Source organism: Pseudomonas sp. Irchel s3a12, assembly GCF_900187485.1.
In the GTDB taxonomy this organism is placed as follows: Bacteria; Pseudomonadota; Gammaproteobacteria; order Pseudomonadales; family Pseudomonadaceae; genus Aquipseudomonas; species Aquipseudomonas neuropathica.
Genome location: NZ_FYDN01000010.1, coordinates 225,184 through 243,970, shown reverse-complemented (window position 1 = coordinate 243,970; position 18,787 = coordinate 225,184). Strand labels below are relative to the sequence as shown.

General features: G+C 60.6%; 15 protein-coding genes. 7 read left to right on the top strand and 8 right to left on the bottom strand.

All coding sequences use genetic code 11. The features are described from left to right. The first annotated feature begins 223 nt into the window (after nucleotides 1-223). From CKW14_RS18600 to ilvD, 4 genes are all read left to right on the top strand, one after another. Nucleotides 224-1,297 carry a SagB family peptide dehydrogenase gene (locus CKW14_RS18600; RefSeq protein WP_095125835.1) on the top strand — a complete coding sequence of 358 codons (1,074 nt, stop codon included), beginning with the start codon at nucleotides 224-226 and terminating at the stop codon, nucleotides 1,295-1,297. Further along, the gene (locus CKW14_RS18595) at nucleotides 1,294-2,271 is read left to right on the top strand and encodes a diiron oxygenase (protein WP_095049440.1); all 978 of its coding nucleotides are present in this window, start codon (nucleotides 1,294-1,296) and stop codon (nucleotides 2,269-2,271) included. Before CKW14_RS18600 ends, CKW14_RS18595 begins: the two co-directional genes overlap by 4 nt. Then, entirely contained in the window at nucleotides 2,264-3,496 is a 1,233-nt protein-coding gene (locus CKW14_RS18590; RefSeq protein WP_093429810.1) for a multidrug effflux MFS transporter, read from the top strand. The genes CKW14_RS18595 and CKW14_RS18590 overlap by 8 nt, the downstream gene beginning before the upstream one ends. 257 nt (nucleotides 3,497-3,753) lie before the next feature. Continuing rightward, a complete protein-coding gene (ilvD, locus tag CKW14_RS18585) occupies nucleotides 3,754-5,595 on the top strand; it encodes a dihydroxy-acid dehydratase (RefSeq protein WP_095049439.1) in 1,842 nt (613 codons plus the stop codon). Nucleotides 5,596-5,801: 206 nt separating this feature from the next. Here ilvD and CKW14_RS18580 read toward each other — a convergent pair whose 3' ends face one another. Further along, entirely contained in the window at nucleotides 5,802-6,863 is a 1,062-nt protein-coding gene (locus CKW14_RS18580) for a phosphorylcholine phosphatase (protein ID WP_093429808.1), read from the bottom strand. 242 nt (nucleotides 6,864-7,105) lie between these two features. Between CKW14_RS18580 and CKW14_RS18575 the strand changes: the two genes are divergently transcribed. Further along, a complete protein-coding gene (locus CKW14_RS18575; RefSeq protein ID WP_095049438.1) occupies nucleotides 7,106-8,497 on the top strand; it encodes an L-cystine transporter in 1,392 nt (463 codons plus the stop codon). A 114-nt stretch (nucleotides 8,498-8,611) separates the two neighbouring features. Here CKW14_RS18575 and CKW14_RS18570 read toward each other — a convergent pair whose 3' ends face one another. Beyond that, entirely contained in the window at nucleotides 8,612-9,124 is a 513-nt protein-coding gene (locus CKW14_RS18570; protein ID WP_095049502.1) for a dihydrofolate reductase, read from the bottom strand. A gap of 85 nt (nucleotides 9,125-9,209) precedes the next feature. Between CKW14_RS18570 and CKW14_RS18565 the strand changes: the two genes are divergently transcribed. Together CKW14_RS18565 and CKW14_RS18560 are read left to right on the top strand one after the other, a co-directional pair. Further along, nucleotides 9,210-10,589, top strand: coding sequence for a DUF2868 domain-containing protein (locus tag CKW14_RS18565; RefSeq protein ID WP_095125834.1), 1,380 nt, complete (start codon nucleotides 9,210-9,212; stop codon nucleotides 10,587-10,589). Continuing rightward, a complete protein-coding gene (locus tag CKW14_RS18560; RefSeq protein ID WP_095049436.1) occupies nucleotides 10,582-11,967 on the top strand; it encodes a GTPase/DUF3482 domain-containing protein in 1,386 nt (461 codons plus the stop codon). The genes CKW14_RS18565 and CKW14_RS18560 overlap by 8 nt, the downstream gene beginning before the upstream one ends. 58 nt (nucleotides 11,968-12,025) lie before the next feature. Here the strand turns inward: CKW14_RS18560 and CKW14_RS18555 are convergent, their stop codons facing one another. The 6 genes from CKW14_RS18555 to CKW14_RS18530 all read right to left on the bottom strand — a co-directional run bounded on the left by CKW14_RS18555 (nucleotide 12,026) and on the right by CKW14_RS18530 (nucleotide 18,783). Continuing rightward, a complete protein-coding gene (locus CKW14_RS18555; RefSeq protein WP_095049435.1) occupies nucleotides 12,026-12,586 on the bottom strand; it encodes a phosphonate degradation HD-domain oxygenase in 561 nt (186 codons plus the stop codon). Then, complete coding sequence (locus CKW14_RS18550; RefSeq protein ID WP_095049434.1) at nucleotides 12,586-13,719, bottom strand: TIGR03364 family FAD-dependent oxidoreductase; 1,134 nt, start codon at nucleotides 13,717-13,719, stop codon at nucleotides 12,586-12,588. Before CKW14_RS18550 ends, CKW14_RS18555 begins: the two co-directional genes overlap by 1 nt. A gap of 126 nt (nucleotides 13,720-13,845) precedes the next feature. Beyond that, a complete protein-coding gene (locus CKW14_RS18545; RefSeq protein WP_007912988.1) occupies nucleotides 13,846-14,871 on the bottom strand; it encodes a putative 2-aminoethylphosphonate ABC transporter substrate-binding protein in 1,026 nt (341 codons plus the stop codon). Nucleotides 14,872-14,897: 26 nt separating this feature from the next. Beyond that, nucleotides 14,898-16,622 carry a putative 2-aminoethylphosphonate ABC transporter permease subunit gene (locus CKW14_RS18540; RefSeq protein WP_095125833.1) on the bottom strand — a complete coding sequence of 575 codons (1,725 nt, stop codon included), beginning with the start codon at nucleotides 16,620-16,622 and terminating at the stop codon, nucleotides 14,898-14,900. Continuing rightward, nucleotides 16,622-17,698, bottom strand: coding sequence for a putative 2-aminoethylphosphonate ABC transporter ATP-binding protein (locus CKW14_RS18535; protein WP_095049431.1), 1,077 nt, complete (start codon nucleotides 17,696-17,698; stop codon nucleotides 16,622-16,624). The genes CKW14_RS18540 and CKW14_RS18535 overlap by 1 nt, the downstream gene beginning before the upstream one ends. A 221-nt stretch (nucleotides 17,699-17,919) precedes the next feature. Beyond that, complete coding sequence (locus CKW14_RS18530; protein ID WP_064116303.1) at nucleotides 17,920-18,783, bottom strand: LysR family transcriptional regulator; 864 nt, start codon at nucleotides 18,781-18,783, stop codon at nucleotides 17,920-17,922. Nucleotides 18,784-18,787: the final 4 nt, after the last annotated feature.

Sequence of the window (18,787 nt, the reverse complement as noted above, 5' to 3'; positions counted from 1 at the left end):
TGCCAATCATCCATTACAAACTATTATGAAGTTGTCACCACGAGGTGACTTCAACTATCAATGAACAAGGAGTTCACATCATGAAAAGTATTTCTCTGGAAAGTAAAAAAATCGCAAACCTGGCTTTTCTGGTTGCCCCTAAAGCCCGCTAAGTAAGTCAGGACGCTGGGGAGTGCCGGCAACCCAGCGTCCTTTTGACTTCTTCCAGAGTGAAACGATTAATATGCACATCAATCCTTACTTGTTTATATTGCCGCGCCCGACCGGACAAGTTGTATGGAATTACAAAAACCATACACAACACGAGCTTGACCTGAACTATGCAACTCGCCTTGCGCAACTAATCAACAACCCTCAACTGTTCGACGCGCACAACATAATAGACACACAACTATTGAGCGCAGACATTCTTACCGTTTCAAAAATAGACAATCCGCCATGGGGCTGGGATGAGCTGTCGAAGATTTATCACATCGGCACACAAAATATTCCCTGCGAACATACCCCACAGAATATTCACGAGTGGTCCAGGCAATATCTGGCGCACTGCAACGAAGTACTGGCCACCCCACAGCCTGCTACAGACCGCCCGACGCCTGCACCCGAACAGCGTATCGCCCTGCCTGCGCCGTGCGCTTTGAACAACGACAGTTTGGGAAATGTTCTGCTCCAGCGCAAAACCTGCCGTTCCTATACAGGTGCAGCGATAACGCTGAAGGACGTCGGCACCCTGCTTTACCTTTCCCTCGGTTATCTCCATGAACGAGACAATGATCGCGACGACAGCATCGCCCAAGGACTAAGCGCACGGCGAAGCAGTCCTTCCGCGGGGGGCCTGAACGCTTGCGAAGGCTTCCTCCTGGTGCAGAACGTCGATGGCCTGGAACCGGGCATCTATGCCTATCATCCGGCCGACCACACCCTGAGCCGGATCAATCCGCTGCCTCAACCAGCGCTGGGCCAATTGCTCGGCGGTCAGCACTTCATCAACAACCTGCCGCTGGGATTGTTCATCACCGCCCGTTTTGACCGGCTCTGGTGGAAGTACGAACACTCGCGGGCCTATCGCATGGCCTTCGTTGAAGCGGGCCACTTGTCGCAAACCTTTCAACTGGTCGCCACGGCACTGGGTCTCAACACCTGGCTGACCGGCGCATTTGCCGACCAGCAGGTCGAAGCACTGCTCAATCTCGAGGGCAGCGCTGAACAACCGCTGTTCTTTGTTGGCTGTGGACAAAGCGACGGGCAAGTGATGTGCCACGAAATGCGCGAGCTGTTGCGCGAGGGACAGGCATGACCCTGTCGATGGCCGACCCTGATCAAGCGCCGGTGTCCTGGGCGCTCAAATTTACCTTGGGAGACTGGGAAAGCCGGGCCTCGGTGCGCAGCAGTACCCATGACTATCAATTGCCCGACGATGTGCCGCTGCAACTGCAAACCCGCCACTGGTTCCCGCCGGCATTTCTGCCTTATCTGGCACATCCGGCCATCCAAGCGGCGGGGTGCGACGTACAGCATCGACTGGCAGCCAACCATCTGGTGCATTTTCTCGATTACACCACCTTGCTTGAACACCGCATCGTCAATCGTGCAGTGGAAGTCATCGTGCACCGGGAACTGCCCCTTTACGTGCCTCTGCCGATGAAGCACGCCGCGCTGCAGCTCTACACCGACGAGGGTTATCACGCGCTGTTCTCCAATCGTCTCGCCGAACAGATCGCCGCGTTCTACGGGTTCACCGGACGTCCGACGATTCCGAAGCGTATCAGCCGCCTCAACGCACTGATCGCCCGCACCCCGGAAAACAATCGGCCACTGGCATGGTTTCTGCTCGGCTTCGTCTCGGAAACCATCATTGCCCGCGAGCTGCTGGACGTCTGCCGCGACAGCCTGGTGTCCAGCGTCAACGACATGCTGCGCGACCACCTGACTGACGAAGCCCGCCACAGCCGCTACTTCAGCGAGGTGTTCCATTATTTCTGGCTGTCGATGAACAGCCGCCAGCGTGCGTTTGTGAGCCGGACACTGCTGGAGATCATCGGGATTTTTTTCGAGGCCGACGAACGTTGGCTGCAACAGAGCCTGCGAGGGGCAGGCATCGCCGACAGTGACGTGAAACAAATCGTCGGCGGCATGGCAACGGTGCAAGCCAACCGGGCCCGTGCACGATCAGGCGCCATCGCAACGCTGGACGCACTACGCAAGGCCGGTTTTTTCGCACTTCCCCATAACCAGAAACTTTTCGCCAAGGCAGGACTGATCGATGGATAAAGGACAATCCGTGGCAACCACAAGGCAGCGCCGCGCCGCTGTCAGCCTATTGCTGGCCATGGTGCTGCTGGGTGTGTTTCCACTGGACGTGCTGCTGCCCTCCTTCCCGGCAATGGCGACGCACTTTCTCCGTTCACCGGCAGACATCGCACTGTCCATCAGCCTGTTCGCCGTGGGGATCGCGTTTGCCCAGCTCTTGATCGGCCCCCTCTCGGACGTGATCGGGCGCAAGGGCCTGTTACTCGCCGGCATGAGCGTATCGATGCTGGGTGCGTTCGGTTGCGTGATGACCTCCGATTACACGCTATTCCTGGTATTTCGGGTGATGCAGGCCTTGGGCTGTGGATGTTTCGTGCTGTCGCAGGCATTGGTGCAGGATCTGTTCGAAGGTGAAGAGCGCGACCGGTTACGGATCCTGATGGTCACGGCGACCGGGATATTCATTTCGGTATCGCCGCTGGCCGGGACTTTTCTCCAGGCGACACTTGGTTGGCGCGGCAGCTTCTGGGTCTTTTGCGCACTGTCCGCCATGGTGCTGATCAAGGCCTGGCTGTTTTTACCGAGCAGCCGTCCGGCCTCAGGTGGTTCGCCGACCGGCTTCTTTCAATCCTACCGACGCGTGTTGGGCGACTTCGAGTTTGTCGGCTACTGGCTGATTTCGGCGTTTGCCTTCGCCTGCCACTTCTCGTTCATCGTGATTTCGCCGCTGATTTTCATGGACCAACTGCAACTCGCGCCTTACGACTTTTCGCTGATCCTGCTGGTTTACGGTGCGGCGTATGTTGTCGGCGGGATCATCGCCGCGGTACTCAATCGACGCATCACGCCGGTTCAGCAAATCTTCACCGGGCTGAGCCTGATACTGCTGTCGGGACTGGCAATGCTGTACCTGGCAGCCAATCATGTGTTGGCACCGGCCACGGTGTTGATCCCGATGCTGATTTGCACCGCTGGCACCACCATTGCCCGCCCCGCCGCTACCTCTCGGGCCATGGGCCTGTTTCCTGAAAACGCCGGCACATCGGCCTCGGCGGGCAGTACGATCATCTTTATTTGTGGCGGCCTGATCAGCGCATTGATCAGCCTCAGTCCGGCCAATCTGCAATTGACGCTGGGCTACAGCTTTGTCCTGCTGAGCGCGATCGCGCTGGTGCTCAACAACCGGCTCAGCCGTCGCGCGAAAAACCTTGAAGGCAACGTCATGGCGCAGACCGGCGGTGATTAAACCCGCCAGTCGTCATCCCATACACGCCGTCTGCACTGGAACAACGCTTTGCGCCATTCCCTCCAGACGCCAGCGGTGTAGAATCGGCTGATTCATCGCCATTCATCCCCCGGCGGGTTTATGAGCTCAGGCTGAGACCAGCGGCGATCCCGCAACGTCATCGGCAACTTCACGGACACACGGCCATTTCTGAGTGTTCCAGACGTCAATAGAAGCTCACTCCCCTTTGATACCTGATTAGCCGCCCGGAGTGCTCCATGCCAGATTACCGCTCGAAAACATCCACCCACGGCCGCAACATGGCCGGTGCCCGCGCACTGTGGCGCGCCACGGGGATGAAAGATGACGACTTCAAAAAGCCGATCATCGCCATTGCCAACTCATTTACCCAGTTCGTACCGGGCCACGTGCACCTGAAGGACCTCGGTCAACTGGTCGCCCGTGAAATCGAACGCGCCGGTGGCGTGGCCAAGGAATTCAACACCATCGCCGTGGATGACGGCATCGCCATGGGCCACGACGGCATGCTGTATTCGCTGCCGAGTCGCGAAATCATCGCCGACTCCGTCGAGTACATGGTCAACGCCCACTGCGCCGACGCCATCGTCTGCATCTCCAACTGCGACAAGATCACCCCGGGCATGCTGATGGCTGCCTTGCGCCTGAACATTCCGGTGATCTTCGTTTCCGGCGGCCCGATGGAAGCCGGCAAGACCAAACTCGCTTCCCACGGCCTCGACCTTGTCGATGCCATGGTGATCGCCGCCGACGCCAGCGCTTCTGACGAGAAAGTCGCTGAGTACGAGCGCAGCGCCTGTCCGACCTGCGGTTCGTGCTCCGGCATGTTCACCGCCAACTCGATGAACTGCCTGACCGAAGCACTGGGTCTGGCATTGCCCGGCAACGGTTCGACCCTCGCCACCCACAGCGACCGCGAACAACTGTTCCTGCAGGCCGGCCGCACCATCGTCGAGCTGTGCAAACGCTACTACGGCGAGAACGATGAGTCGGTATTGCCGCGCAACATCGCCAACTTCAAGGCGTTCGAGAACGCGATGATGCTCGACATCGCCATGGGCGGTTCGACCAATACCATCCTGCACTTGCTCGCTGCCGCTCAGGAAGCCGAGATCGATTTCGACCTGCGCGACATCGACCGTCTCTCGCGCAGCGTTCCGCAACTGTGCAAAGTGGCGCCGAACATCCAGAAGTACCACATGGAAGACGTGCACCGCGCTGGCGGTATCTTCAGCATCCTCGGTTCGCTGGCCCGTGGTGGTCTGCTGCACACCGACCTGCCGACTGTGCACAGCCGCAGCATGGAAGAAGCCATCGCCAAGTGGGACATCACCCAGACCGACGATGAAGCCGTGCACCACTTCTTCAAGGCCGGCCCTGCCGGTATTCCGACACAGACGGCGTTCAGCCAGTCGACCCGTTGGGAAACCCTCGATGACGACCGTGAGAACGGCTGCATCCGCAGCTTCGAGCACGCCTATTCGCAAGAAGGTGGCCTGGCCGTGCTGTACGGCAACATCGCCCTCGACGGCTGTGTGGTGAAAACTGCCGGTGTCGATGAGTCGATCCACGTCTTCGAAGGCAACGCGAAGATCTTTGAAAGCCAGGACAGCGCCGTACGCGGCATCCTCGCGGACGAAGTGAAGGCAGGCGACATCGTCATCATTCGCTACGAAGGCCCGAAAGGCGGCCCGGGCATGCAGGAAATGCTCTACCCGACGTCGTACCTGAAATCCAAAGGCCTGGGCAAAGCCTGCGCACTGCTCACCGACGGTCGTTTCTCCGGCGGCACGTCGGGTCTGTCCATCGGCCACGCTTCGCCAGAAGCAGCAGCCGGCGGCGCGATCGGCCTGGTACAGGACGGCGACAAGGTGCTGATCGACATTCCGAACCGCTCGATCAACCTGTTGGTCAGCGACGAAGAACTGGCTGCACGCCGCGCCGAGCAGGACAAGAAAGGCTGGAAACCGGTCGAGATCCGTCCACGCAAAGTGACCACCGCTCTCAAGGCCTACGCCCTGCTGGCGACCAGTGCCGACAAGGGTGCTGTGCGTAACAAAGCGATGCTCGACGGGCTGTAAGCGTCAAATCGCGGCAACAAAAATGCCCCGCCAAGTGCGGGGCATTTTTTGATCGTTCCCACGCTCTGCGTGGGAATGTCTCAAGGGACGCGGAGCGTCCAGTGACGCGGAGCGTCACGGGCTGCATTCCCACGCAGAGCATGGGAACGATCAACTAACACTACGCTTTCGCGAGCAGGCTCGCTCCCACATTGGATCGGTGTGGCTTACTGAATCTCTTCTGGCTTAACGATCACCCAGTTCTTGTCCGCCGTCACCGGCAACCCTTCTTTCGCCTGCGCCGCCGCATGCTTGGCCATCATGCCGTTGATTTGCGTCATGTACTTGTCCTTGCGGTTGACCCACAAGTGAATCCCGCCCTTGGCCACATCGACATCGTGAAACAGCATGTAACCGTCGCTGGTCGGCGTATCGCCACCGACCAATACCGGTTTTTTCCACTCGTCGATGTAAGTGAGGATCGCCGCGTGCTTGCCGGCCATCCACGTTGCCGGGGTCCACAGATACGGGGTCAGTTCGAGGCCAAGGTTGGCCTTCTCGTCATATTTGCCGGCGGTGATCTGCTTGCGTGCAGTGGTCAGTTCGTTGGTCTCGCGGTTCTTCAGCAGGGTGGTCACGCCGATGACGTTTTGCGGTTTGACGTTGTAGCCATACTTCGGATCCGCCGCGACCATGCGCACCAGCTCTTCAGAGGCGGCGGTCATCACGTAGACCTCAATGCCGTTCTCCATCAGCTTGTTGTACAGCTCTTGCTGGCCGGTGAAGATCTTCGGCGGATTGACGTCGAGTTTCTTGACCACATCGCCTTCGTAATAAGTCGCTGGCACCGGCTTGCCCGAAGCCATCAGCTCATCGACGTAGCCTTTGAGTTCCTTGAGGGTGAAACCGGAGAACACCTGCGCCACCCACGGGTAGCAGACCATGTCGTCGACTTCGCAGAGGCGGTAGTAGTAACTGAACAGGCTTTCCTTGTGGTCGGCGGTGTCCTTGAACGGCATCAGTTTCAGGGAAGGGTCGAGTTTGTCGCGGGTGATCAGGCCCTTGTTTTCCATGAACGGCAGCAACGACTCTTCGAGATCGTAGCGGTAACTGGTGTTGTCCATGTCGAACACCGCGTAGTTACCTTTGTTGGCATTGGCGGCGATCATCGCATCCAGCGCTTTGGCCTGATCGGCCGGCCAGTGTTTCAGGTCGGTGGCGAACGCCTGAGTGGCCAGACCCATGCCCACAGCCAGTGCGACAGCCAGAAATTTCGGTGCGAACTTCATAAGCCTCTTCTCCCTGATTCAAAGAAATCGACGCTAACAAATATGTGTGACAGTACTCGTCTGTCAGCGACCGCCCGCGTCCCTGTTTGCGCCAGATGCATTGCCGAGAGCGACACGGGCTTATTCCAAAAACGACGGACGCCCTAAGATTTCGGTATTAAATCATTGCAAATCAAGCTGTTAGGCTTGCCGGTTCGCAGCAGCCCCGGAAGGCTGTTGGCACAGTCTTTCCTGGAGATCTCATGAATCTACCGTTGATTCTCAACCTGCTGGTGTTCCTCGCCCTGCTCTTCGGTCTGGCGCAAACCCGCCACACCACGTGGAGTCTGGCGAAAAAAGTCCTGCTCGCACTGGTGCTCGGCGTGGCGTTCGGCGTAGCTCTGCACACCGTTTACGGTGCCGGTAACCCGGTGCTGAAAGCCTCGATCGGCTGGTTCGATCTGGTCGGCAACGGCTACGTGCAGTTGCTGCAAATGATCGTCATCCCGCTGGTGTTCGCCTCGATCCTCAGCGCCGTGGCGCGTCTGCACAACGCCTCGTCGCTGGGCAAGATCAGCTTCCTGACCATCGGTACCCTGCTGTTCACCACCGCGATTGCGGCGCTGATCGGCATCGGCCTGACCAACCTGTTCGGCCTTACCGCTGAAGGTCTGGTCGCTGGCACTCAGGAAATGGCCCGTCTGCAAACCATTCAGACCGACTACGCCGGCAAGGTCGCCGACCTGAATGTGCCGCAACTGCTGCTGTCGTTCATCCCGCAAAACCCGTTTGCCGACCTGGCGCGGGCCAAGCCGACCTCGATCATCAGCGTGGTGATTTTCGCCGCGTTCCTCGGGGTCGCAGCGCTGCAACTGCTCAAGGATGACGTCGAGAAAGGTCAGAAAGTGATCAATGCCATCGACACCCTGCAAGCCTGGGTGATGCGTCTGGTGCGTCTGGTGATGAAACTGACCCCGTACGGCGTGCTGGCGCTGATGACCAAAGTCGTCGCCGGTTCCAACCTGCAAGACATCATCAAACTCGGCAGTTTCGTCGTAGTCTCGTACCTCGGTCTGGGCCTGATGTTTGTCGTGCACGGTTTGCTGGTATCGGCGGCCGGGATCAACCCGCTGCGTTTCTTCCGCAAGATCTGGCCGGTGCTGACGTTCGCGTTCACCAGCCGCTCCAGCGCGGCGAGCATTCCGCTGAGCATTGAAGCGCAGACCCGGCGTCTGGGGATTCCGCAATCGGTGGCGAGTTTTGCCGCATCGTTCGGTGCGACCATCGGCCAGAACGGTTGCGCGGGCTTGTACCCGGCGATGTTGGCGGTGATGGTTGCGCCGACCGTTGGCATCAACCCGCTGGATCCGCTGTGGATCGCGACGCTGGTGGCGATTGTAACGTTGAGTTCGGCGGGTGTGGCCGGTGTCGGTGGCGGCGCGACGTTCGCGGCGCTGATCGTGCTGCCGGCGATGGGCTTGCCGGTTTCGCTGGTGGCGTTGCTGATTTCGGTTGAGCCACTGATTGATATGGGGCGCACGGCGCTGAACGTGAGTGGTTCGATTACCGCTGGGGCGATTACCAGTCAGGTGATGCAGCAGACCGATAAAGAACTGCTGGATGCTGATGAGCATGCGGAGCTAGCTCAGGCCTGATTAGCGCCTGAAGGACCGCTATCGCTGGCAAGCCAGCTCCCACAATGTTTTGTGGTGAACACAGATTTTGTGAACACCTCAAGACCTGTGGGAGCTGGCTTGCCAGCGATGCTTTTAAGCCTTTTCCCAGACTTCGAAGTTGTATGCGGGTTTATCTTCAACCGCCGGGTTTTCAACGTTCGACACCAGTTTCCACTGGTTCAAATCAAACTCCGGAAACCACGCATCACCCTCCGGGCTCAACGCCACGCGAGTCAGATACAGACGATCCGCCTGCGCCAGCCCTTGCGCATACAACTGCGCACCACCGATCAGCATCAGCTCATCGACGCCCTGCTCCTTCGCCCATTCTTCGGCGCGAACCACGGCTGCTTCCAGCGACGGATAAACTTCCGCACCTTCGAGCACCAGATTGGCCTGACGGCTGACCACGATGTTCAAGCGTCCAGGCAATGGTCGGCCGAGCGAATCCCAGGTCTTGCGACCCATGATGATCGGCTTGCCCAAGGTCGTAGCCTTGAAGTATTTGAAGTCCCCCGGCAGGTGCCAGGGCATGCTGTTGTCGACGCCGATCACGCGGTTTTCACCGAGGGCTGCGATCAGGCTGAGGGGGAGTGATTTAGTCATGCTGGCGAGGATACCAGAGCCGCGCTTACCCCGATAAGCGCCACAGCGGTTATGCTCAGCGCTCAATTTAGCGACGGGACGCTGCGTGACTGAACTGACTCCACTGCAAAACCTCTGGCTCACCGAAACCGTGCGCCTGCGCGAAGAACACGCAGGCCCATTGGATGATCTGGAAGCCAATCGTCTGGCCCGCACCGCCGGCGGTGATCTGCCGAGCCGCATTCAGCGCCGGGCGCTCTGGCTGGCCGAGCGCGACGGGCTGACCAATGCTCTGAAACACTGGCTGCAAGGCGCGCGTCTGGCGTTGCTGCTGATGGCGCTGCTGGCCTGCGTCACCGGGGCGGGCATGGCATTTTCTGCGCTCGGCGACGGTACGCGAGCGGTAAACATTTTCTGGGCGCTGGGCACGTTGCTCGGGGTCAATCTGATCCTGCTGCTGAGCTGGGCATTCGGACTGCTATTCGCTGGCGAACACGCGGCAGCGCTTGGCAGATTGTGGCTATGGCTCAGCGAAAAATTTGCCCGGGACGCCAAAGCCGCGCAGTTGCCCCCTGCATTGCTGGTCTTGCTGCAACGCCACAAACTCAATCGCTGGGCGATTGGCTCACTGGTCAATGGCCTGTGGTTGCTGATCATGTTCAGCGCGCTAAGCATGCTGATATTGATGATGGCCACTCGGCAATATGACTTCATCTGGGAAAGCACGCTGCTGGGCGCTGACTTCTTCGCGGCACTGACTGATGCGTTGACGGTCGTTCCCCATGCGCTGGGCTGGAGTGCGCCGAGCGTGGACATGATCCGCGTGACACTGGATACCGATTACAACCGCGTTCTGGTTCGCCAGATGTGGGCGATATGGCTGGTCGGCGCGGTGCTGATCTACGGCGTGCTACCCCGTCTGCTGTTGATGCTGTTCTGCCGTTGGCGCTGGAAGCGTGGACGTGATCGATTGCGTCTGGACTTGAACCTGCCCGGCTACGCGCAACTGCGCGAACGTCTGATGCCAACCAGCGAACGCCTCGGCGTCAACGACCCGGAGCCGGCACAATTGCACCGCGTCGAAAGCGCCGTCGGCGAATTCGCCAGTGAAGGCGCATTGCTGGTGGCCATCGAACTTGACGAACAACGCCCATGGCCGCCCGCGCTGCCAAAGAATGTCAGCAACGCCGGCATCCTCGACAGCCGCGAATCACGCCACAAACTCCTCGAACAACTCAGCCGTTTTCCACCGGCACGTCTGGCGATTGCCTGCGACCCACGGCGCTCGCCGGATCGCGGCAGCCTCGCCTTGATCGCTGAACTAGCGCGCAGCGCGGGCGAGACTCGCGTCTGGCTGCTGCAAGCGCCACCGGGCGAAGCACTGGATGCCGAGCGCCTCGGCGACTGGCACACCGCGCTGCAACAGCTGGAACTGCCGTTTGCCGATTGCGCGCCGTTGAACTGGCTGGAGAGTGGCCATGACTGATGCCTGGAAAGCGCCGCTGAAACTCGCGGTGGTCGGCCACACCAACGTCGGCAAAACCTCGCTGCTACGCACGCTGACACGCGATGTCGGCTTCGGCGAAGTCTCCCATCGCCCGAGCACCACGCGGCATGTCGAAGGTGCGCGGTTGTCGGTGGACGGCGAGCCGTTACTCGACCTCTACGACACGCCTGGCCTGGAAGATGCGATCGCTCTGCTGGATTTTCTCGAACGACTGGAGCGGCCCGGCGAACGCCTCGATGGCCCGGCGCGGCTGGCGCGGTTTCTCGACGGCAGCGAAGCGCGCCAGCGTTTCGAGCAGGAGGCGAAAGTGCTACGGCAACTGCTCGCTTCCGACGCCGGTTTGTATGTGATCGACGCCCGCGAACCGGTGTTGGCCAAGTATCGCGATGAGCTGGAAGTACTCGCCAGTTGCGGCAAACCGCTGCTGCCGGTACTGAATTTTGTCAGCAGCGCCAACCATCGCGAGCCGGATTGGCGTGAGGCTTTGGCGCGGCTCGGACTGCATGCGCTTGTGCGTTTCGACAGTGTGGCGCCGCCGGAGGATGGCGAGCGACGGCTGTACGAAAGTCTCGCGTTGTTGCTGGAGAATGCTCGGCCACAATTGGAGCGGTTGATTGCCGATCAGCAGGCTCAGCGCCTTGCCCGTCAGCAAAGTGCGGCGCGATTGATTGCTGAATTGTTGATCGACTGCGCCGCGTGTCGGCGCAGTGTAGTCAGTGAAGCCGAGCAGGAACAGCAGGCGATCAGTGAACTGCGCAAAGCTGTGCGCCAGCGTGAGCAGAAGTGTGTTGAGGCGCTGCTCAAGCTGTATGCGTTCCGCCCGCAAGATGCGGCGGCGAGTGATTTGCCGTTGCTGGATGGACGTTGGGGCGATGATTTGTTCAACCCTGAGACCTTAAAGCAACTCGGCGTGCGCGTGGGTGGCGGCATTGCTGCCGGTGCGGCGGCGGGGGCTGGCGTGGATTTGCTGGTTGGCGGGATTACCCTCGGCGCTGCGGCGTTGGCTGGGGCGATTGCCGGTGGTGCGCTGCAGACGGCGCGTAGTTATGGCAGTCGCTTGCTGGGCAAGATCAAAGGGCAGCGTGAGCTGACGGTGGATGACGGGGTGTTGCGGCTGCTGGCGTTGCGTCAGCGGCAGTTGGTGTTGGCGCTGGATCAGCGTGGGCATGCGGCGATGGACAGCATTCAGGTGGCAACACCGCAGGACAAGACCTGGCGCGAGGGCAAGTTGCCGGAGGCATTGAGCAAGGCGCGGGCGCATCCGCAGTGGTCGTCGCTCAATCCGCAGGCGAAATTGAATCAAGCGGAAAGGCAGGAGCAGATTGAGGCGTTGGTGGGGAAGGTGCTTGAGCTGTAGACGCCGACCCTCACCCCAGCCCTCTCCCGGAGGGAGAGGGCTGGGGTGAGGGCGACAATCACACAGTAGACAACAATCTCGCTGCCTTACGCTTCAAAACCCCAAGATCCATCACCGGCACCGCCATCTCCTTGGCCAGCTCATCCCACTGGCGCATCCGCAGACTGACCGCACACAACGGATCCCGCGCAAACTCATCAGCCTCAGCCTCCGTCATCACCCCGCCCTGATACGCCAGCGTCCGCCGACTCGCCTCACTCAGCCGATCAAAATACCCCGGCTCACGCAACGTCAGATACCGCTTGGCCTGCACGTGATATTCCACCAGCCGCGCCATGCGCTCGCTGAACCCGGCCTCACGCAAATAGTCCGCACCCAGCCGTTCATGACTGACCACGCCATACCCGCCCATGTTTTCCGCGCCCTCGGCACACAGGTGGCCGATGTCATGGAAGAACGCCGCCAGCACCACTTCGTCATCGAAGCCTTCGGCCATCGCCAACTCAGCGGCCTGGGACATGTGCTCGATCTGCGACACCGGCTCGCCGATGTAATCGCTAGTGCCATAGCGTTCATACAAGCCGAACACCCGGGCGACGACTTGCTCGTGACCTGTCATCAATCTTCCTCCAGCAACTGCGCGATATTGCGCTCCGCCAACGCCGGGCCGACGCTCATGCCGACGCCGGTGTGCATCAGCGCCACACTCAACCCGGGTGCCGGGCGCAGGAACGAGAACGGCCCCGGCCCCCGGGAACCATAGACGCCCTGCCAGCGCTCGACCACTTGCACCTTGCAGCCCAGCGTCTGCTCGGCCAGTTCGAGCATCCAGTTGTCCACTTGCTCGGCGTTGAACGGGGAAGGATCGCTGCCGTAATGGTGCGAGTCGCCGATGATCAGTTCGCCGTACGGCGTCGGGCTGATCAGCAGGTGAATACCGTTGTCGTGCAGGTGCGGTTGCTCATGGAGGATTTGCGCCTGCACCGCCGCCGCTTCCGGCAGATCGGCGAAGGCGCCGTAATGCACGCAGCTGAGGCCGGTGAGCAAGGCGTGTTGCAGATTCAGTTCGGTCTGCGGTTTGGCGCGGAGCATTTGCAGGCGGCAGATTTGCGGGTCGAGTGCGGCAATCGGCTCGGCCAGCAAAGTCTGATAATCGTGGCCGGAGCAGACGATAATCTGCTTCGCCGTGAAGCTGCCGACGGTGCTGTGCAGACGCCCCGGTTCGACGTCGCGCACCAGCGTGGAGAAATGAAACTCCACACCAAGGTCGCGGCGCAGATAATCGATCAGTGCCGGAATCGCTTCGCGCGAATACAGCTGTTGATCGTCCATGCCGTGCAAAGCGGCACGGTGGTGGCTGAACTGACCGTGATACAGATCGCGCAAGGCAGCGCCGCGCAGCAACTGAATGTTGTAACCGTGTTCCACGGCGCGACCGTTGCAGAAGGCTTCGAGCAGATGTTCTTCGGCTTCAGTGCGGGCGAACAGATAGGAACCGTTGCGCTTGATTTGCAAACCGGCGAGCTGCGCCCAGCCACCCCATATTTCGCGACTGGCTTTGGCCAGCTCGAGCATTGGGCCCGGCGGTTGGCCGGTGACCAAGGCTTGGCCGAAGTTGCGCACCGAGGCGCCCAGCGGCGTGGCGGTGCGTTCGAAGACGGCGACCTTGAGACCGCGTTTGGCGGCGGCGTAGGCGTGGGACAGGCCCAGAATGCCGGCGCCGACGATCAGCAAGTCTTGTTGTTGTGTCATGAAGCTACCTCAATGATCGTTCCCACGCTCTGCGTGGGAATGCAGCCAAGGACGCTCTGCGTCCATAGTGACGCGGAGCGTCACGGGATTCATTCCCACGCGGAGCGTGGGAACGATCGGCAACGGTTACTTGGCGGCGACTTTCTCGGACTTGCCGTCATAGCGCTTGCGCCATTCAGTGAGGATCTCGTCGCGATTCTTCGACGCCCAGGCAAAGTCGTTCTTAATCAGGCGCTGCTCATAATCCGCCGGCAATTCAGTCTGCGGCTTGGCGATCCCCGGCTGCGCAAGAACAGCGAAGTTCTCCTTGTACAGATCCATCGCCTCAGCACTCGCCGAGAAGTCAGCCAGTTTCTTCGCGGCCTCTTCATGCGGCGTGCCTTTGATCACCGCAGTCGCTTCGATCTCCCAGCCCAGGCCTTCCTTCGGCAGGATGATGTCCAGCGGCGCGCCCTGACGCTTGAGCTGTACCGCCGGGTATTCAAAGGAAATACCAATCGGGAATTCCCCCGCCGCTGCCAGTTTGCAAGGCTTGGAACCGGAGTGAACGTACTGGCCGATGTTCTGGTGCAGACCGTCCATATAGGCCCAGCCCTGCTTCTCGCCGAAGGTTTGCAGCCAGGCGCTGACGTCGAGGAAACCGGTGCCGGACGACGCCGGGTTGGGCATGACGATCTTGCCCTTGTACTCAGGCTTGGTCAGGTCCTGCCAGCTCACGGGTTTAGTCAGGCCCTGCTTCTCGGCTTCGACGGTGTTGAAGCAAATGGTCGCGGCCCAGACGTCCATGCCCACCCACGCTGGCGGGTTGGCAGCGTCGCGGTAGTTCGCGCCGATCTTGCCGAGGTCCTTCGGCGCATAGCTTTGCAGCATGCCTTGCTGATCAAGGATCGCCAGACTCGAAGCCGCCAGCCCCCACACCGCGTCAGCCTGCGGACGGGCCTTTTCGGCGAGCAGTTTGGCGGTGATGATCCCGGTGGAATCACGCACCCATTTGATCTCGACGTCCGGGTTGGCCTTTTCGAAGGCTTCTTTGTAGGACTTCAGTTGCTCAGCCTCGAGGGCGGTGTACACCGTCAACTCGGTTTTTGCCGCGAAGGCATTCAGGCTGAAAGTAGCGAGCACAGCAGCGGCCAGGGCCATAGGCTTGAACATGATCGTTTTCCTGTAAGTGAGTTGAATCAGTGACCGGGCGCGGTTTGCCGCCAGGCTTGAGAACGGCGCAGCAAGCCGCGCGAAGCCCACGCCAGCAGCAAGGACACGCCCGCCGAGGTGAACAGAATCAGGGTCGACATCGCCGCCGCACCGCCGACGTTGCCGGCGTCATCCATGTTCAGCACCGCGACCGCCGCGAGGATGGTGTCGGGGCTGTAAAGGAAGATCGCCGCCGACACGGTGGTCATCGCCGAGACGAACAGGTAGCGCACGATGTCCAGCAGCGCCGGCAGGCAGATCGGCACAGTGACACGCAGGTAGTGGCGATACAGCGGCGCCTTCAGCGACAGCGCTGCGGCTTCGAACTCGGCATCGAGCTGGTGCAACGCGGTGGTCGCGGTCATTTGTGCGGTGGTCAGGTAGTGCGCGATGGTGCAGACGACCAACAGCGTCATCGTCCCGTAGAGCACATGCAGCGGGTTGCCCGTGAGGTTGAAGAAGAAAACGTAACCGAGACCGAGCACCAGCCCCGGCACCGCCATCGGCACAAAACTGAGCATGCGCAGGGCCAGATTGAGGCCGCGCTGGCTGCGGGTTTTCTCCATCAGATAGGCGCCGGTAAAAATCAGCACGCTGCCGATCAACGCCGTGCCCAAAGCCATCTTCAAACTGTTGCTGTAGGCCAGCCAGCCACCGCCAGCGGTTTCGTTGAACTGGTAATGGTTGAGTGACAGCGACAGGTTGTACGGCCAGAACTTCACCAGCGAGGAAAACACCGCCATGCCGAACACCAGAATCAACGCGGCGCTGATCAGCAAAACAATCGCCAGATAGCAGCCATCGCGCACTTTCGACGGTGCCGGTTTGAACACCTGTGCACGCCCGCTCATGGAATCGCCGTGTCGCCGACGCAACCACGCATCGACGCCGAAGCTGAACAGCGCCGGCAGCAACAGCACCATGCCAATCAACGCGCCGCGACCGAACTGCTGTTGGCCGACCACGGCTTTGTAAGCTTCCAGCGCCAGCACTTGATAGTCGCCACCGACCACCACCGGCACGCCGAAATCGGTGATGGTCAGGGTGAACACCAGACAGAACGCGGCAAACACCGCTTGGCGAGTGGCCGGCCAGGTGATGCTGCGGAAAGCCTTGGCGGGACTGGCGCCCATGCTCGACGCCGCATCGAACAAGCGCGCATCGGCCAGCGACAATGCCGAGAGCAGAATCATCAGCGCATGCGGGAAGGTGTAAATCACCTCACCCAGCACAATCCCCCAGAATCCATAGATGTTGTCCGAGAGCAGCCCGCGCAACATGCCTTGGTTGCCGAACAGATAGACCAGCGCAATCCCCGGCAGCATCGACGGCGCCATCAGCGGCAGCAGGGAAATCCCGCGCCAGATGCCTTTCGCCGGAATCAGCGTGCGTTGCAGCGCGTAGGCAAACAGGTAGGCCAGCGGTACGACGATGGCCGCGACGCTGAGGGAAACTTTCAGGCTGTTGCCGAGCAGCCAGTGGAAATTCTCGCTGCTCACCAACTCCTTCGCCGCGAGCCAGCCACCACCCTGCCCGGCTTCACTGCTGAAGCCGCGCCAGAAGATCGCCAGCAACGGCAGCAACACCGCGACGCCGAGCAACAGCAACAAGACAACTTTGCCGCCGACGACAAAAATGCGGTCGCCGATCTCGGCTTTCGAAGTCTGGCGCACCTGCTTGTGCGGTAGCGGCAGCGCGAGATTGCTGTTCATCAGGCAAACACCTGCAGGCTGCGCGGCGGCAAGGCGACCATGATTTGCTGGGCGCCGAGGCGCGGCATGGCTTCCGGGGCGAGTTCGGCGAGCAAGGCGTGGCCGGGCAACTGATCGAGTTCGAAGCTCATGCGGCAGCGGTTGCCGAGGAAGGTGATCTCGCGGACTTTGGCCGGGAACAGGTTTTCCTCATGCACCAGCGGATTGACGTTGATCGCTTCCGGGCGGCAGAACAGTCGGCCCGAGGCGCCGCTCACACTGCCATCCGCCAGACGCACATCCATCCCGCCAACCCTGGCGTGGCTGGCGCTGCTGCGCTGGAACGGCAGCCAGTTACCCTGGCCGACAAACTCGGCCACGAACGGCGTGGCCGGGCGGTTGTAGATTTCCTGCGGCGTGGCGTACTGCTCGACGCGGCCGTTGTTCATCACGGCGATGCGGTCGGCCATCAGCATGGCTTCGTCCTGATTGTGCGTGACCATCAGCGTGGTGATGCCGAGGTTGCGTTGCAGTTGGCGCAGCTCGGTGCACAGATGCTCGCGGACGCGGGCGTCGAGGGCGGACATCGGTTCGTCGAGCAACAGCAGCGACGGTGCCGGCGCCAGAGCGCGGGCCAGCGCGACGCGTTGCTGCTGGCCGCCGGACAATTGGCCGGGGTACTTTTTCTCGCTGCCGGTGAGGCCGACCAGTTCGAGCATCTGGCCGACGCGCTGGCGCACTTCGTCGCGCCCGCTGCCAGCAAGGCCGTAGGCAATATTCGCCTCGACGGTCAGATTGGGGAACAGTGCGTAGGACTGGAACAGAATCCCGTAGTCGCGGGCTTGCGGGGCGAGGTGCGAGACATCGCGATCGCCGAGGTACAACTCGCCGCTGTCCTGCTTTTCCAGACCGGCGATGCAACGCAGCAACGTGGTCTTGCCGCAGCCCGACGGGCCGAGCAGGCACACCAACTCACCGGCGGCGACGTCGAGGGACACATTATCCAGCGCGGTGAAAGCGCCGAAGCGTTTCTGTACGCCGCGCACTTTCATCGGCGCACCGGGGTTGGTCAGGGCAGTTGCGATGGCAGGATTCATGGACAGACCTCATCAAGCAGATGAGGCCAATCCTAGAGTTGTAATGCGTCCGTCATGTGGCAGTGAGGCAAAAACTGGTGATAGTGGTATTCGGGGATTTTGGTTCACTACCGATCGTTCCCACGCTCTGCGTGGGAATGCCTCATCGGACGCTCCGCGTTCGGCTCTTGGGACGCAGAGCGTCCCGGGCTGCATTCCCACGCTGAGCGTGGGAACGATCATTACGCAGGGGACATTTCCTGCGCCAACCCAAGAAACGCCGCCGGCAACCGCGCGCCCTTGCGCTCTTTCAGGCAATAGAGATATTCGGGAATTTGCGGCGCATTTTCGATCGTCAGCACGCGCAACTGCGGGTCATGCGGCACTTCCTGGCGGGCAATGATACTGATGCCGATATTGCGCAACACCGCCTCACGGATAGACTCACGACTACCAATCTCCAGCAACGGCCCGAAGCTCACCCCGGCACTCGCGAGCAACTCTTCCGTCAGCCGCCGTGTGGTTGAACCGGATTCACGCATCAACAACGTATGCCCGGCCAGCGCACTCAACGCCACATGCTCCTGCGCCGCCAGCGGATGATTGCGATGCACCGCCAGCACCAGCGGATCAGTGCCCAACACCCGACGAATCAACCGCGCGTCATCGAGCAATTGCGACGACGCGGCGATGTCCACGCGGTAATCCTCCAGCGCTTCCAGCACTTGCTGCGAGTTGCCGATTTCCACCGACACTTCCACTTGCGGCAAGCGCTCGCGAAAGGTCTTCACCAGATCGAGGATGTAATACGGCGCCGTCGCCGCGATGCGCAAAGTGCCCTGCACCTGACCGCTGTTGCGCAGGAAGAACTCGATGTCGGCCTCCTGCTGCAACAGTGTTTTGACCATCGGCAGCAACCGCGCGCCTTCATCACTGACACTCAGGCGCCGGCCGCCACGGTAGAACAGCTCCACCGAATACTGACTTTCCAGATTGCGGATCTGCGTGGTCACGGTCGGTTGGCTGAGGCCGAGTTTTTTCGCCGCCAGCGTGATGCTGCCCAGGCGAGCGACCATGTAAAACGCTTTCAGCTCGGCACTCAGCACAACC

Excerpts from the sequence above, each read along its gene's own strand:
- CKW14_RS18550 (WP_095049434.1), bottom strand. The coding sequence starts at position 13,719 with ATGACACAACAACAAGACTTGCTGATCGTCGGCGCCGGCATTCTGGGC.
- CKW14_RS18560 (WP_095049436.1), top strand. The coding sequence starts at position 10,582 with ATGACTGATGCCTGGAAAGCGCCGCTGAAACTCGCGGTGGTCGGCCAC.
- CKW14_RS18545 (WP_007912988.1), bottom strand. The coding sequence starts at position 14,871 with ATGTTCAAGCCTATGGCCCTGGCCGCTGCTGTGCTCGCTACTTTCAGC.
- ilvD (WP_095049439.1), top strand. The coding sequence starts at position 3,754 with ATGCCAGATTACCGCTCGAAAACATCCACCCACGGCCGCAACATGGCC.
- CKW14_RS18540 (WP_095125833.1), bottom strand. The coding sequence starts at position 16,622 with ATGAACAGCAATCTCGCGCTGCCGCTACCGCACAAGCAGGTGCGCCAG.
- CKW14_RS18555 (WP_095049435.1), bottom strand. The coding sequence starts at position 12,586 with ATGACAGGTCACGAGCAAGTCGTCGCCCGGGTGTTCGGCTTGTATGAA.
- CKW14_RS18590 (WP_093429810.1), top strand. The coding sequence starts at position 2,264 with ATGGATAAAGGACAATCCGTGGCAACCACAAGGCAGCGCCGCGCCGCT.
- CKW14_RS18535 (WP_095049431.1), bottom strand. The coding sequence starts at position 17,698 with ATGAATCCTGCCATCGCAACTGCCCTGACCAACCCCGGTGCGCCGATG.
- CKW14_RS18575 (WP_095049438.1), top strand. The coding sequence starts at position 7,106 with ATGAATCTACCGTTGATTCTCAACCTGCTGGTGTTCCTCGCCCTGCTC.
- CKW14_RS18595 (WP_095049440.1), top strand. The coding sequence starts at position 1,294 with ATGACCCTGTCGATGGCCGACCCTGATCAAGCGCCGGTGTCCTGGGCG.
- CKW14_RS18600 (WP_095125835.1), top strand. The coding sequence starts at position 224 with ATGCACATCAATCCTTACTTGTTTATATTGCCGCGCCCGACCGGACAA.
- CKW14_RS18570 (WP_095049502.1), bottom strand. The coding sequence starts at position 9,124 with ATGACTAAATCACTCCCCCTCAGCCTGATCGCAGCCCTCGGTGAAAAC.
- CKW14_RS18580 (WP_093429808.1), bottom strand. The coding sequence starts at position 6,863 with ATGAAGTTCGCACCGAAATTTCTGGCTGTCGCACTGGCTGTGGGCATG.